The organism is Vibrio sp. 10N.261.45.E2, assembly GCF_002875705.1.
Lineage (GTDB): Bacteria > Pseudomonadota > Gammaproteobacteria > Enterobacterales > Vibrionaceae > Vibrio.
Genome location: NZ_MCZZ01000111.1, coordinates 284133 through 299384, shown reverse-complemented (window position 1 = coordinate 299384; position 15252 = coordinate 284133). Strand labels below are relative to the sequence as shown.

Below are 15252 nucleotides of genomic sequence, written 5' to 3'. Positions count from 1 at the left end.
CTGTTCTACCTGCACGGGTTTCTCTATGATTAAAGTGAATCAAGTCAACAAGGTTTTTTATCAAGGCACTAAAGAAATCAATGCCTTAATTGATATCAACCTCCACATTCCTCAAGGTCAAATCTTTGGAGTCATCGGCTCTTCTGGTGCAGGCAAAAGTACCCTAATCCGTTGTGTAAATATGTTGGAAGCTCCGACCTCTGGTGAAGTGATTGTTGACGGTATCGACCTAACAAAACTCAGCAAATCAGAACTTAGCGAAGCGCGCCGTAACATCGGCATGATATTTCAGCACTTCAACCTGCTTTCTTCTCGTACTGTATTTAACAATGTAGCACTGCCTCTAGAACTTGCTGGTAAAGATAAAGCGATTATTGAAGCGAAAGTCAGCGAGTTACTTGAACTGGTTGGCTTGGCGGATAAGCGTGATACCTACCCAGCAAACCTAAGTGGCGGTCAAAAGCAGCGTGTTGCGATTGCTCGCGCACTGGCCTCTGACCCAAAAGTACTGCTATGCGATGAAGCAACCAGTGCTCTTGATCCTGCAACCACTCAATCAATTCTTGAGCTGCTGCGTGAAATCAACCGCAAGCTAAACATCACTATCCTGCTTATTACGCACGAGATGGATGTGGTTAAAAGCATTTGTCATGAAGTCGCGATCATTGGCGGCGGTGAATTGGTAGAGAAAGGCACAGTTGGTGACATCTTTGCTCACCCTAAGACAGAGCTAGCGCATCAGTTTATTCGCTCAACTTTGGATCTGACGATTCCTGAAGATTACCAAGCACGTTTGCAAGAGACTCGCGTCAACAGCAGCTACCCGCTAGTGCGTCTTGAGTTCACTGGTGCAACGGTTGATGCTCCGCTGATGACGCAGATTGCACGCAAATTCAATATCGATGTCAGTATCCTAAGCTCTGACCTTGATTACGCCGGCGGCGTTAAGTTCGGCATGATGGTTGCTGAACTGTTCGGTAATGAAGCAGATGATAATGCTGCTATCCAATTCCTACGCGACAACAATGTAAAAGTAGAGGTGCTTGGTTATGTCCTTTAGTTTCAACGAGATTGCTGACTGGATCAGCCTTAACGGTAACCTTCTATTAGGCGCAACAGGCGAAACACTTTATATGGTTGCGGTCGCTGGCATAGTAGGCTTCGCTGTCGGTATTCCATTAGGCGTGATTCTACACACGACTAAAAAAGGTGGCCTGCTAGAGAACACCAAAGTAAACAAGATTCTAGGTGCAATTGTGAACGTGGGTCGTTCAGTGCCTTTCTTAGTTTTGATGGTTGCGATTATCCCATTAACTAAGATGCTGATTGGTACCTTCATCGGAACAACCGCAGCGATTGTTCCACTCACCATTGGCGCTATCCCATTCGTGGCTCGACTTATCGAGAGTGCGCTACTTGAAGTACCAACAGGTCTAGTAGAAGCGGCTCAATCAATGGGCGCAACACCAACACAAATCATCAATAAGGTTCTGCTTCCAGAAGCACTGCCGACTATCATCAACTCAGTAACGATTACGCTGGTAACTCTGGTGAGCTACTCAGCAATGGCCGGTACTGTAGGTGGTGGTGGCCTAGGTGATGTCGCGATTCGTTACGGATTCCACCGTTACGATGTGACTATCATGGCTGTAACGGTAGTGATGTTGATTGTGCTGGTACAAATTATTCAATCAATCGGTGATTCATTAGTTCGCCGCGTTGACCACAGATAAAGACCCAGCGTTAAAACGCAAACTATCTAAGACAAGAGTCGTCTGAACCCAATTAAATAGATTTATTAAAAGGAGATTATTATGAAATTTAGCCTTAAAGGTTTACTTACTATCGCAGCAGCGGCATCAGCGCTAGTACTAGCAGGTTGTGGTGACAAAGAAGTCGATACGTCTAAAGTAAAAGTTGGCGTAATGGCAGGTGCTGAAGCGCAGGTTGCTGAAGTTGCAGCTAAAGTAGCGAAAGAGAAGTATGGTCTAGATGTTGAACTGGTTACTTTCACAGATTACGTAACACCAAACGCGGCACTGGATGACGGCTCTATCGACATCAACGCATTCCAACACGCACCGTATCTAGATCAGCAAGTGGCTGACCGTGGTTACAAACTGACTATCGCTGGTAACACGTTTGTTTACCCAATTGCGGGTTACTCTAAAGAAGTAAAATCTGTAGACGAAATCCAAGACGGTGCTCGTATTGCGGTACCAAACGACCCAACAAACCTAGGTCGTTCTCTACTACTTCTTGAGCAACAAGGTCTTCTTGAGCTTCGTGAAGGTGCTGGTCTTCTAGCAACAGTTCGTGACATCACTGGTAACCCTAAGAACCTAACGATTGTTGAACTAGACGCAGCTCAACTGCCACGTTCTCTTGATGATGTTGCTCTATCTATCATCAACACAACTTACGCGAGCTCTATCAACCTGACTCCACAAAAAGATGGCGTATTCGTTGAAGACAAAGATTCTCCTTACGTAAACCTAATCGTTGCTCGTGAAGACAACCTAAATGCTGAAAACGTACAAAACTTCGTTAAAGCTTACCAAACTGAAGAAGTGTACAACGCAGCTTCTGACATATTCCAAGGTGGCGTAGTTAAAGGTTGGTAATCAACTAAACTGCAGCACTGTATAGATACCCAAAGGGGCCGACATAACGTCAGCCCCTTTTTGATCGCTTGTAGTTAATTCGTAAGCATACAGTGCCCACCAAACACCGTCGCTTACTTCAGGTGATCCCAAGAGATGTTTGATACCAGACGGCAATCGTCACACTTGAAATAGAAAATGTCATGGATCGGCGCATCTAACAGCCATTCACCACCACATTGGGGGCATTTACGCTCTTTTTCAGCTTTTAGGCTAATGCCGCCCACACGGTATAAGTAGTAATACGTTGGGATCTTAGTGAGGTACTCAATGCGCCCTCTTAAACCCCAGCCGCGTTTGAACAATACGCTTTTGGTATCACTGATCTCGGTTAGAGTTGCGTGTTCAGCACGACAACCACCGCCCATTTGAACTTCATCACAGGCTTGCCATTCTGTCTGCCACTTCAGTACGGCTTTATGGTCGCCATTAAATGTCGGAGGATTGCGATATAAAGGAATAGGCAACAAGCTGTCACCACTGCGCAGCGGTGAACAGGTATGCACGAACGTCGTGTACAACACTTGCCAGCTCGGCGCTTCATCTTCAGCTACTTCTTCTGAGTTAAGATCTCGCCCCAGTAAACGCATTTTAGGCGCAAGAAGGCTCGCGTTAGACAAGCGATCAAAACACACTTTTACAAAATCAGAGTGATTACGCGGGTGCAAGCTGTCCTGCTCCGGGCACACAACTCGAACGAAGAACTCTCCGTCGCCCATCACGATTGGGAACTCACGACCTAACACTTGTCCGTTATAACGAAGTGCATCCATTAAGCCATTAACAGCCTTGTCGACAGCGCTTACCGTTGTGTTATCAAAACACTCAAATTGAAGTTCTAGTACGTACATCTATTTATACCGCTGGTTGTAGCTTTTCTAAAAACTCTGCCAATGTCTCGGCTAATACATCACAATTTTTGGTGCCTAAGCGCTCTAAGATTACGTTACCGGTTAGGTTACAGATAGAGATAACGTCTAGCTCAGCATCGGTCGCAGCAATGAAAACTGTTGGTTTTAGCTTCAAACGACGCTGAGTCACTAGGTGGCCCAAAATATTTTCTTGTAGGCATTCGAAGTCTTCATCACTCCAAATCTGTAACAGGGTCAATTCGTTACCATCAAAAGTCGCGTTCATATCTGCGCTGAATTGTGCGCCGTAGAAAGTCTTGATGTCTTCATGTAGAGTCAACTCAATGCCGGTTTCAACGTTGGTAAAATCCGCAAATTGCTCACGTGGGTAGTGTTTCCACAACACGGCATCGCCACTCTTTTCTTCTACGCATGGCGATACGATATCCACCAACTCCTCATTACGAGGTAAGCTTTGGTGTTGCTGCTGCCACGCGTCAACGTATCGCTGACTAAAAGAAAGTAGTGCGTCTTGAGCACGTTGAGTCATGAAAATCTCCTAAACACAAAATAATAAATAGAATCCGAGCCCTTTCCTTACCGATTAAGCGATGACTTAATGACAGGGTAATGGGGATTCAGTAAAATCGACCCCATTCTAATCGAATTTGAAACGAAAGTATGAGCAAATATTCTGACGCAAAAGAACTAGCGGGCTTAACCCTTGGCCAAAAAACTGAGTACTCTAACCAATACGATGCAAGTTTATTGCAACCAGTACCTCGTAGCCTTAATCGCGATGATCTTGCGCTAAACGGCGATCTACCTTTTGTTGGTCATGATATTTGGACGATGTACGAGCTTTCGTGGCTAAACACAAACGGCCTACCACAAGTGGCTGTAGGTGAAGTTTTCATCCCTGCAACCAGCCCAAATTTAATTGAATCAAAATCTTTCAAGTTGTACCTGAACAGCTACAACCAGACTCAATTTGAAAACTGGGATCAAGTTACTGAGCGCCTGACCCAAGATTTGTCGGCATGTGCAGGCGAAACTGTGATTGTGAATGTCAACTCAGTAACCGACTACACCAACCAACCTATCGTGACGATGGAAGGTGATTGTCTCGACAACCAAGACATCCAAATCACTAGCTACGACTTTGAAGCATCACTGCTTGAAGGCGCTGCTGGCGAACAAGATGTTGAAGAAACTCTGCATAGCCATCTATTGAAGTCGAACTGTTTGATCACCAATCAACCAGATTGGGGCAGCGTTGAGATCGCATATTCTGGTAAGCAAATTGACCGTGAAGCCCTGCTACGCTATTTAGTTTCTTTCCGTGAGCACAACGAATTCCACGAACAATGTGTAGAGCGTATCTTCACTGACATCATGAAATACTGTGCGCCATCGAAGCTAACCGTATTTGCACGTTACACTCGTCGTGGTGGTCTGGATATCAATCCATACCGTTCAACAGAGCAAGATAGACCAAGCCACAATAAGCGTATGGCTCGTCAATAATCAGGCGAGAAGCACCCACACTTATTTGAGCCTACCAAACCTTTAAAGGGATATTGAAATGCGTTGGTTATACGTTGTTAGTCTATTTATTTTAAGCTTCAGTACATCGGTCAATGCGTCGGTCTACTCGTCGGCGCTCCTCAATGAAGCCAATAATTTGGTTGAGATCGAGCCGAGCCAAGCAAAACAAATGGCCAACAGCTACCTAACGCTTCGTATCCTTTCAGACCAACGCGAGAAAAGCCCTTCTGCTATTTCTCGCGAAGAGACCGACTCTTCGATTCGAACACCAAACAGCAGTATCGATGCGTATAAAATTTTAGCCAAAGCAGAGTACAACCTAGGCAATATTCGCATTGCGATTCAGCACATCGACAAAGCCTCTGAGCTAGCGAAAACATATAACCTTGATTACCTAAAACTGGATCTTGAGATCTTAAAAGTTCGCCTACTTTGGCTTAGTGATAAAAAGTCAGCCAAAGCAAAAGCGGAGCTCGCGAGCATTGAAGCAAACCTAGAGTCGGTGAATAAAACCTTACGCTTAACGGAAGGCATCAGCTATCGCTTGATCATGTTGAAAGCTGATATTGCCTCTTACGACAACAAAGTCGACGAAGCAGAAAAGTTTTACCAAGAGGCGAAAACCTATCTCGATCAACGTTACTCTGAAAAAGTTACCATCGACTACCACATCGCGGTCGGTGAGTTTTATCTAAACCATAAAGAGTACAATCACGCGCTATCTGAGCTGTTGTATGGCTACTGGAAATCAGTAGAAGGCAACCTGAGCGCACGCTTGGCTAAGGTAAACCGTCTACTTGCGCAGCTTTTCTTTGAGCGCCAAGTGTTAGATAAAGCACTAGAACACCTTTCTCAGGCTGCCGATTTTTATGACAACTTTGAAAATTCGCCAGTCTTGGCCCAAGTACTTAAGAAGATGGGGGATGTGTACTTCTATCAAGGAAAATATAACCTTGCCTTGGTGCATTTCTTCAACGTTCTTGATCACGAAAGTACAGACCGAGATATCCACCAAGTCATCGATATACGCCTAAGCCTATCGGCAACTTACTTGCGCCTTTATAACTACCCTCTAGCAGAGCAGTATCTAACCCGTGCTCTCGAGCTACTGGAATATACCGACATTCCAAAGTTGGAAGGTCGTGCTGCACTATTATCGGCAGGGTTGGCTTATCACCTGCAAGAGAGCGAAGACGTGATCAAGCATGCAACACGTGCACTTGAGATCTCACGCCAGGTAGAGAATATGCGCCTTTCACAACGCTCATACCACTTACTCTCTTTGGGTTATGAACAAGCAGGTCGCCCACAACAAGCGTTGGCAAATCTTAAACAGTACAACAGTCTTGTCTCTTTAGAGCAGCAAAAACTTAACCGTGTTGGCGAAGATGCGTTCCGCCAACAGAAAGAGTTTGCAGAACAAACCCTGCACTACGCAGGCCAAGCGCAAGAGTTAGAGAAATACAAACTGGAACATCGTAAGTTCCAAAAGATATCGTTCGCCCTATTCCTGTTCAGCATTGTCTTGTTCTTCTTTGTGCTGCGCAGAGGCTACATAATTCAAACCTTGGCCAAAGAAGTGGACTCGCTGCGCACCGATCTCTTTACGCACTCACGTTCAAAACTTCCAAACCTTAGAATGCTCAATGCCAAGCTCTCAAATTCACTGGAACAAACCAGCCAAACCTTTGAACAATGGCAGCTTGGCGAATTGATTCATGAACCACTGAACGACCGTTTGCGCTTCGTGATGATCGACTTGCCGTTCCTACGCAATATGTACACGCAGAACGGTTACAAAGCCGGTCTAGAGCTCGAAGATGCGTTCGGTGAGTTCCTAAAATCTAAGCTTGAAGGTCCAGCTCGTGTCTATCACTTCTCGGATGCGAACCTTCTTTATATCGAGCCAAACGCGGACCGTGATTCATCGCCTGAGGCCATGTTTAGAAAGATTCAATCTTGGGTGAATGACTTCGAAACCGAACGCAATATCAACCGAACGATCCGTATGGGTATCGCTGACTATCCGTTTTTACCACGTGCTTACACCGCCATTAACGATCAAGAGCTGCTCGACGTATTATTAATGTCGACCAATCTAGCTCGTGAGATCAGTCTCAAAGAGCGCAGTAGCCAATGGGTCTATCTAAAAGCTATCGATAATGCGCCAGCAGCAAGCCTTGCAACTGGTAACATAAGAGAAGCGTGTAAACATGCGATTAATCAAGGGTTAATAAAAATACAATCGTCGTACCAGAATGAGGACAACATCAAAAAAATGCTAAAAGATGACTGATTTGCGAGCGGTTAAGAGCGGCAAGTCGTGACCTTATTTTTAGTTTTGTTATTATCGATGTAACGGAATTTCATCAAAATGATCGAGATCGATCTACGCGGCGCTAATTTATACATCTATGGGCATTCTTGAAAAAGACATTCAGGCGCAACTCCACCAGCTGAAATCTCAGTTGGAGCAGGTACGTTTGACGCAAAGAGACACCTCGTTCAAATTTATTAGAGAACAAAAAGTTCTAAAGCGTATCGTCACATCTTTAAGTGATGCATGTGTTGGCAGTAACAGCCATTTAGATGAAAACCTCATTGCCCTTAGGGAAGAGCTAGAAAAGCAAAAAGACATTAGCTCGATGATCCCAAAGTTGGCAGTATTAGAAAGGATGCTTAAGCAGAAAACGTTGGCTATGGATAAACAGAACGGGTATCTGGACGATAGCATTAAGCACAGTGGGGAAACGCTACAGCGCATAACTGGCCTTCCAGCACAGCTAAAACGCGACCTACGAAACTTACTTAGCTTCTCCGAATGCAATGGCAGTCAGAAAGTTGACCATGCCATGAAACTTCTCGGTATTTATGAGCGTGCCATAAAGATTATGGCGAACAACTCACGCACGCATTTTGCTGACGCTGCATACTCTCCGGAACAAGAGCTCCTTTCCGACCTATCAAACGAATTACAACATCTGATCACTGAACTCGACTTCGAGGGTGAATCCGGTGATCTGCTGACCGATATTCGAGCGAAGCTACTGCTTGGTGTTTCCACACAAAACCTTCTTGAGCTGACACTTCAGATCCTCAAACTGGTTATTGAAGGCACTAACTTAGAACGTAAGAAATCTGAACAATTCATCGATCAGCTTAATTCTTCTCTAGCGTCCAGCATCAAAACGGCAGATCAAAATGCCGACCAAAGTCAAAGCTACTTTGAGCACCGCCAAGGCCTTAACTCTGAGTTAAGCGAACTTGTCACTAGAAGCCAAAGCTCGGTAGATAAAGCAAAGAATATTGATAGTTTAAAGCTGTCGATTAATCCACTACTTAGTGAGATCGCCTCTCTTTCGGAAAGGCTGAACCACGCTGAGCAAAAAGAACAAGCTCTTATAGAGAGAATGAGTTATGGAAAGACTCAGTTAGACTCACTCTATGAGGTCACTCAAGATTACCGTAAGCGTTTGGAAGATCAGGCTCAGCGCATGCTGCTTGACCCTCTGACTAAGGTTTACAACCGTACTGCTTTTACTGATCGCTTAGAGCTTGAGTATCGCCGCTGGATCCGCGCGCAACACTCACTGCGCGTAGTGCTGCTAGACATCGACAACTTCAAAGCGATCAACGATAGCTTTGGTTATACCGCGGGCGACAAAGCACTTAAGATCATCGCAAGAACCATCACCAAAGAAGCAGGCACTACGGATACTGTGGCTCGTTTTTCAGGTGAAGAGTTTGTGTTATTGCTACCAGAACAAACCGATGAATACTGCCATCAGGTGATTCAGAATATTCAAACTCAAGTAAGCCGCTTACCTTTTAAGTTCCGCGACCAACAGATCACGATTACTTTATGCGCGGCAAGTACTTCGTTTAAAGAGTCAGACACACCTGAAGAAGTGTTAGAGCGACTCAATACAACGCTAAATAAAGCAAAACAACGTGGTAACAACCAGCTTGTTTGGCACTAAGCCAACTGTAGATTTAATTTATTTCATTTTTTCAAATACTTATCACATACCATTTCTCTAAATGTTTGCTAAGCTAATGATTAACATTCGCTTAACAAGCATTCTTGGCAAGCAACGCTGTCGTATCCGTTTCGTCTGGTTAACTCTCTCCTATCTTTAACCAAACACTTTCAACGTTTGCTTCTCACTCTCGAGCCAGAGGGTCACTTCAACGTCCCCTGCTCTTTTCAAAAAGGAGGCACTATGATCACTCATATCAGCCCTGCCGGTAGCATGGATTTACTCTCTCAACTTGAGGTTGAGCGTCTTAAGAAAACCGCGTCTAGTGATCTGTACCAACTGTATCGTAACTGTACATTAGCGGTACTAAACTCGGGTAGCCACACCGACAACTCCAAAGAGTTGCTCGACAAATATCTATCATTTGATGTTGAGGTGGTACGACGAGAACGTGGTATCAAGCTCGAACTGAGTAACCCACCAGAGCATGCCTTTGTCGATGGTGAAATCATCAAAGGTATTCAAGAACACCTGTTTTCAGTGCTGCGTGACATTGTTTACGTCAACATGCACCTCGCAGATAACCAGAGGCTCAATTTAACTAATGCCACTCACATTACTAACCTTGTGTTTGGTATTTTGAGAAATGCAGGTGCGCTGACTCCGGGTATCGAACCTAACCTCATCGTATGTTGGGGTGGCCACTCTATCAATGCCAGTGAATACCAATACACTCGTGAAGTGGGGAATGAATTAGGCCTTCGTGAACTGAACATCTGTACCGGTTGTGGTCCGGGTGCGATGGAAGGCCCAATGAAAGGTGCTGCGATTGGTCACGCTAAGCAGCGTTACACCGATCATCGTTATCTGGGGCTGACCGAACCTTCAATCATTGCGGCAGAGCCACCAAACCCTATCGTGAATGAGCTAGTAATCATGCCAGACATCGAGAAGCGTCTTGAGGCGTTTGTTCGTATGGCACATGGCATCATTATTTTCCCAGGAGGCCCCGGCACAGCCGAAGAGTTGCTGTACATCTTAGGGATCATGATGCACCCGAACAACGCCGAGCAACCAATGCCGATTGTCTTAACCGGCTCGAAAGAGAGTGAAGCCTACTTCCGCTCAATCGATAAGTTCATCGGTGAAACTCTAGGGCCTGATGCACAGAAGCATTATGAAATTGTGATTGATGACCCAGCACGCGCTGCGAAAATCATGAAGCAGGCGATGCCAGATGTGCGCTCCCACCGTAAAGAGACCGGCGATGCCTACAGCTACAACTGGTCACTGCATATTGAACCAGAGTTCCAACTGCCATTCGACCCTACACACGAGTCTATGGCGGCGCTTGATCTTCATATGGATCAGAAAACAGAGAGCCTTGCGGCGAATCTACGTAAAGCGTTCTCAGGCATTGTGGCTGGTAACGTCAAAGCTGAGGGGATTTTGGAGATAGAGAAGCACGGCCCATTCATTATCGATGGTGACAAAGAGCTCATGACCAAAATGGACCAACTGCTGAATGACTTTGTTGAACAGCATAGAATGAAGCTACCGGGCGGTACCGACTACGTGCCTTGCTATAAAATAGCACCGAACGATTAGGCACACTCGTTCATTGATAACTAAACAAGTGATGACTAACAACTGATAACCAATTGGCAGACAAAAGTTAATCCGGTTATGACGTTTACATCACCAACGTTTCAACTCACCAACTGATACGTTACTATAAGGGGCTAGCAGCCCCTTTTTTATTGCCAATTTAGTGGAAACTTATGTCTATCCATCTTGTTATTATCGATGCCTTGAACCTCATCCGACGCGTGCACTCTGTTCAGCCGGATCCAACCGATATAGCAAGAACCATCACCACGACAACTCGCACTCTCAATAAGATTCTGACGGAATCAAAACCTACCCACATCATCGCGGTATTTGATCACCATTTACAAGATCGCGGTTGGCGCGCAAAAGTACTTCCCGCTTATAAGCAGAACCGAAAGCCGATGCCAGAGCCATTAATGAAAGGTCTTGATGCTATCCAACAAGCTTGGTGGGAGTTAGGCATTGATTCACTGTTATCTGATGGCGATGAAGCCGATGATCTAGTCGCAACACTGGCAAAGAAAGTGGCTGACCACGGAGAAACCGTCACCATAATCTCGACAGACAAAGGGTATTGCCAGCTGCTATCACCCACTCTGCAGATCCGTGATTACTTCCAGCACCGTTGGTTAGACAAACCCTTTATCGAAGCTGAGTTTGGCGTTAAACCTGAACAACTCGCCGATTACTGGGGGTTAACAGGCGTAAGCTCTAGTCAAGTACCGGGAATTCCGGGTGTCGGGCCAAAAGCAGCCAAAGAGATATTAACTACTTACCCAGATATTGAAGCAGCATACCAAGCGGAAGATCTACCGAAAAAGTATCGTAAGAAGTTCGACGAACACATCGAATCAGCTCGTGTGTGTAAGCAAGTATCGGCTCTCAAAACTGATATTGACCTTGGATTCAATCTGCAAGACATTCGTTACGAAGCGAACGCTTAAGTCCTGTGAGTCGACGGTATTGATATAAAAAATGCTCCTTAAAGGAGCATTTTTATCACTGAATCATCAACGCTAATATTAGTGCGGTGAGATGTTTGAGAGTGCCTGAATGTGAACCGTGATCTCTTCGCGATCGTGGTAAAGGTGCTTAGCCTGCATCTTGAACTTCACTTTATTCTCAATAAGGAACACTTTTAGGTTCTCGATATCTTGCAGTACTTCATCGTAACGGCCTTTCATTGGCAGTTTAAGGTTGAACAACGCTTCTTTCGCCCAGCCTTTGATGATCCACTCACCCATAAGGTGTGCAACGCGAGCTGGTTTCTCAACCATGTCACAAATAATCCAAGTGACGTTCTTACGGTCTGGTTCGAACTTAAAGCCATCCACCATGTGGTGCTTAATTTGACCCGTTTCCATTAGGCTGTCTGCCATCATGCCGTTATCAACACAGTGAACGAACATCGAGCGCTTAACCAATTGGTAAGTCCAGCCACCTGGACATGCACCTAAATCAACACCCCACATACCTGGAGCCAGACGCTCGTCCCACTCATCACGAGGGATGAATACGTGGAACGCTTCCTCTAGTTTCAATGTAGAGCGGCTTGGTGCATCTGATGGGAATTTCAGACGAGGGATACCCATAAAGAACTGTGAGTTATTGGTTGGGTAAGAGTAACCAACAAAACAGTGACCTGGTGCGATGAAACATAAATGAAGCACAGGCTTCTTAGTGTTATCTTTCGCGGTCATCAAGCCTTTACCACGCATAGCTTGACGCATCGGCACAGTAAACTTACGGCAGAACTTCAAAAGCTCTTTTGCTTCGTTGGTGTCTGGCGTTTCAATACGGATATCACCACAACGAGGGAAGCCTTCTTTCTCAGAAAGCGCCTCAAGAATTGGCGAGATACGGTCATCGGTTGGCAGGTCTTTGATTTCAACAGCCACTGCTAGCATTTGACGAGCAAAGATCAGTGATTGGAAATCGATCTCTTTGATCAACTTGTCCGCTTCACCTGCTTGGTAACATTCAAACAATACAAAGCCTGTATTGTTCTTTAAGCGAGGAAAACCAAACACTTCCAGTTGTGTTGCCTTGTCTTGAATTTCGCCAGCACATTCTTTTTCAAAACCAGAGCGACAATAAAGTAGTACGTGTTTCACTGAGTTACCTCTTTTATATTCAAAGCAGCGAAGGAGAAGACTCCCCAACCAATGATAAATAGTAGACCACCAAACGGAGTGATAGGGCCAAACCATTTTATTCCTGTCAGTGCCAGCGCATACAGGCTGCCACTAAAACAAAGGATGCCGATGATAAAGCAAATTGCCGCAATGAAAAAATATTTTTGTGATTTAGCGCCAAGTTTCATCTGTAGCAGAGCGCCACACGCCAATATCGCCAGAGTATGGATAAACTGGTACTGAACACCTGTTTCAAACACGCCTAGTAGATATTCAGGCAAGATAGCTTTCAAACCGTGAGCGGCGAAGGCGCCAAGCATTACAGCAATCGCGCCAGAGATGCCGGCAAAGGTAAGTAGGTACTTACTTTTCATTGAGCACCTCTTTGATAAACGCTGACAACTTCTCAACGGTTACGGTAATATTCTGCTGCTCTGTGTGACCAGAACTCTTACGAGGCTTGAAGCTATGGTCTCCATCGGGAATAAACTCGACTCGAATAGAATCAGATAAGTCGAAGTCGGCAAACTCTTCACGCTTACCAAAGGTATCACGCTCACCTTGTAAAATGAGGCACGGCTTTGCTAGCTCAGCCAGATGCTCACCTTTGTACTTCTCTGGTTTACCTGGTGGATGGAACGGAAAACCTAAACACGCCATTGCTGCCACTTTATCAACTTCAGACAAATGGCTCGCCATGCGCCCTCCCATCGACTTACCACCAATCACAAGCTTATCGGCATCAACTTGCTCAATAACCTCTTGGTAGGCTTCAAGTAGCTTAGGGGCTCTGTCAGGTGGACGACGCTTCCCATCTTCAGCACGCTTGACCATGTAAGGGAAATTAAAACGAATCACTCGTATCCCTTTAAAGGCCAATCCTTTTGCTACCGACTGCATGAATTCATGATCCATGCCTGCACCCGCGCCGTGAGCGAAGATAAAGGTGATGGGATTGTCTTCTCCATCAATGATGATGTTATTCATCCAGCAAATCCTCTTGTTCACTTTGCGCTTTTGCTAGCATCCAATCACGGAAGGTCGCGATACGGCCCATGTCGGCTTGTTTCTCATGACAAACCACATAGAAGGCGTTCTTACTCACCAACACTTCATCAAAAGGTGCTATCAAACGACCCGCTTCGATTTCAGGTTGTGCCAACACGTTGTTACCCAGAGCAATACCCTGCCCGTGAGCGGCCGCCTGCAACACCATAGTTGAGTGACTAAAGATAGGACCGTGATTAACATTAACCCCATCGATACCATTTTGTTTAGCGAACTGTTTCCAATCCTTTCGAGAGGTATCATGCAATAGAGTATGGCATGCCAAATCGCTGAGAGATTCTAATGGCTTAGCGCCCAACAGCACGGAAGGTGAGCACAGAGGGATCAAGTATTCTTGATAAAGCTTATCTGCTCTAAGCCCTGACCAATTACCTCGACCATAGTAAATAGCCACGTCGACATCATCGGTCAGCGAACCTTCATCCATATCTACCGCTTTGATCCTTACATCAATATCAGGTTCTTGCTGATTAAAGTCAGCAAGCCTTGGTACCAACCATTGAATAGCAAAGCTCGGCGGTAAGCTGATGGTCAATGCGCCCTTTTCACTTCGCTCAAGCACTTTATCCGTCGCTTCTGCCAATGATGTGAAAATATCTTTGATGTCTAAGAAGTAGCTTTGACCTTCTTCAGTCAGCAACAAAGAGCGGTTTCTTCGGCGAAACAGCTTCAAAGATAAGAACTCTTCAAGCGCTTTAATCTGATGACTGACCGCAGCTTGAGTAACAAACAACTCTTCTGCGGCACGCGTAAAACTCAAGTGTCGAGCAGCAGCTTCAAACACTCTTAACGAGTTTAATGGGGGTAATCGACGAGACATAGTTACTCTCTAAATAAGCATTAGTTTTTTTTATCTGAAACATTATAATTTGTCCATTGCCTAGCGGCCAGAGAAATTCTATATTTCATCCCGCAGCAGCTAGCCTGAACGGCTTGATTCTCTCTAGAATCAATTGGTTTAGCTCCTGCGATGTTGTGTTTGCAAACTCGTTCTTTTCGAGTTGGGTAGAGTTCTACCAAATGTTTTGTTGCAGTTTATACTGAAACGAGGCATGTACTTCCTGTATTTATTTTGACCTGTCTGTCAAATTTGTTTACACCGCCTTATGGGCGGTGTTTTTTTATGCCCAAAGAAATGTAACAACAAGTTTATCAATAGCTGTGCTAATTAATCTTTATTATTTTTCATCGCTAATCACAGAATCAGACACCCACTCAAATAATCAACTGAACACATACAAATAGCACCATTGAGTTGCACTAAAAAGTAACAGAATACTTCAAGATACTCACACTTCTTCGGTCAATTATAAGTCTCTTTAAAGACAACTATTTCTATAAATCACAACATCCAAGTTGAATATAAAGATAGTACGCTCGAATGCACGCCTCTGTC

General features: G+C 45.0%; 14 protein-coding genes. 8 read left to right on the top strand and 6 right to left on the bottom strand.

Translation table 11 applies throughout. From position 1 onward, the window contains the following. Positions 1–25: 25 nt before the first annotated feature. The 3 genes from metN (at position 26) to BCT34_RS09260 (ending at position 2624) form a co-directional block, all read left to right on the top strand. Entirely contained in the window at positions 26–1060 is a 1035-nt protein-coding gene (gene metN / locus BCT34_RS09270; protein WP_017060763.1) for a methionine ABC transporter ATP-binding protein MetN, read from the top strand. Further along, positions 1050–1733: a methionine ABC transporter permease gene (locus tag BCT34_RS09265; protein WP_017060764.1), complete on the top strand. Its 684-nt coding sequence runs from the start codon at positions 1050–1052 to the stop codon at positions 1731–1733. The genes metN and BCT34_RS09265 overlap by 11 nt, the downstream gene beginning before the upstream one ends. Positions 1734–1814: 81 nt before the next feature. Then, positions 1815–2624 (top strand): MetQ/NlpA family lipoprotein, encoded by an 810-nt coding sequence (locus BCT34_RS09260; RefSeq protein WP_076652424.1) that lies wholly within the window; start codon positions 1815–1817, stop codon positions 2622–2624. A 113-nt stretch (positions 2625–2737) separates the two neighbouring features. Here BCT34_RS09260 and BCT34_RS09255 read toward each other — a convergent pair whose 3' ends face one another. Together BCT34_RS09255 and syd are read right to left on the bottom strand one after the other, a co-directional pair. Next, on the bottom strand, positions 2738–3514 hold the full coding sequence (locus tag BCT34_RS09255; RefSeq protein WP_076652421.1) for a Zn-ribbon-containing protein: 777 nt from the start codon (positions 3512–3514) through the stop codon (positions 2738–2740). A gap of 4 nt (positions 3515–3518) precedes the next feature. Further along, positions 3519–4064, bottom strand: a complete 546-nt coding sequence (gene syd, locus BCT34_RS09250) for a SecY-interacting protein (protein WP_076652419.1) — start codon at positions 4062–4064, stop codon at positions 3519–3521. 131 nt (positions 4065–4195) lie between these two features. Here syd and queF point away from each other — a divergent pair, with 131 nt between their 5' ends. The 5 genes from queF to xni all read left to right on the top strand — a co-directional run bounded on the left by queF (position 4196) and on the right by xni (position 11597). After that, the gene (queF, locus tag BCT34_RS09245) at positions 4196–5041 is read left to right on the top strand and encodes an NADPH-dependent 7-cyano-7-deazaguanine reductase QueF (RefSeq protein WP_076652416.1); all 846 of its coding nucleotides are present in this window, start codon (positions 4196–4198) and stop codon (positions 5039–5041) included. A 58-nt stretch (positions 5042–5099) separates the two neighbouring features. Continuing rightward, positions 5100–7358 carry a tetratricopeptide repeat protein gene (locus BCT34_RS09240; RefSeq protein ID WP_076652414.1) on the top strand — a complete coding sequence of 753 codons (2259 nt, stop codon included), beginning with the start codon at positions 5100–5102 and terminating at the stop codon, positions 7356–7358. Between the two features lie 118 nt (positions 7359–7476). After that, on the top strand, positions 7477–9042 hold the full coding sequence (locus tag BCT34_RS09235) for a GGDEF domain-containing protein (protein ID WP_076652411.1): 1566 nt from the start codon (positions 7477–7479) through the stop codon (positions 9040–9042). Between the two features lie 243 nt (positions 9043–9285). Further along, a complete protein-coding gene (gene ppnN, locus BCT34_RS09230) occupies positions 9286–10650 on the top strand; it encodes a nucleotide 5'-monophosphate nucleosidase PpnN (protein ID WP_076652409.1) in 1365 nt (454 codons plus the stop codon). 173 nt (positions 10651–10823) lie between these two features. Then, positions 10824–11597 (top strand): flap endonuclease Xni, encoded by a 774-nt coding sequence (xni, locus tag BCT34_RS09225; RefSeq protein WP_076652407.1) that lies wholly within the window; start codon positions 10824–10826, stop codon positions 11595–11597. 78 nt (positions 11598–11675) lie between these two features. Here the strand turns inward: xni and rlmM are convergent, their stop codons facing one another. From rlmM to BCT34_RS09205, 4 genes are read right to left on the bottom strand one after another with little or no spacing between them, the layout of a single operon-like run. Further along, positions 11676–12767 carry a 23S rRNA (cytidine(2498)-2'-O)-methyltransferase RlmM gene (gene rlmM, locus BCT34_RS09220; protein WP_076652405.1) on the bottom strand — a complete coding sequence of 364 codons (1092 nt, stop codon included), beginning with the start codon at positions 12765–12767 and terminating at the stop codon, positions 11676–11678. Next, on the bottom strand, positions 12764–13162 hold the full coding sequence (locus tag BCT34_RS09215; RefSeq protein WP_076652402.1) for a DUF423 domain-containing protein: 399 nt from the start codon (positions 13160–13162) through the stop codon (positions 12764–12766). Before BCT34_RS09215 ends, rlmM begins: the two co-directional genes overlap by 4 nt. Beyond that, positions 13152–13775 (bottom strand): alpha/beta fold hydrolase, encoded by a 624-nt coding sequence (locus BCT34_RS09210; RefSeq protein WP_076652400.1) that lies wholly within the window; start codon positions 13773–13775, stop codon positions 13152–13154. Before BCT34_RS09210 ends, BCT34_RS09215 begins: the two co-directional genes overlap by 11 nt. Further along, entirely contained in the window at positions 13768–14676 is a 909-nt protein-coding gene (locus BCT34_RS09205) for a transcriptional regulator GcvA (protein ID WP_017063339.1), read from the bottom strand. The genes BCT34_RS09210 and BCT34_RS09205 overlap by 8 nt, the downstream gene beginning before the upstream one ends. Between the last annotated feature and the right edge of the window lie 576 nt (positions 14677–15252).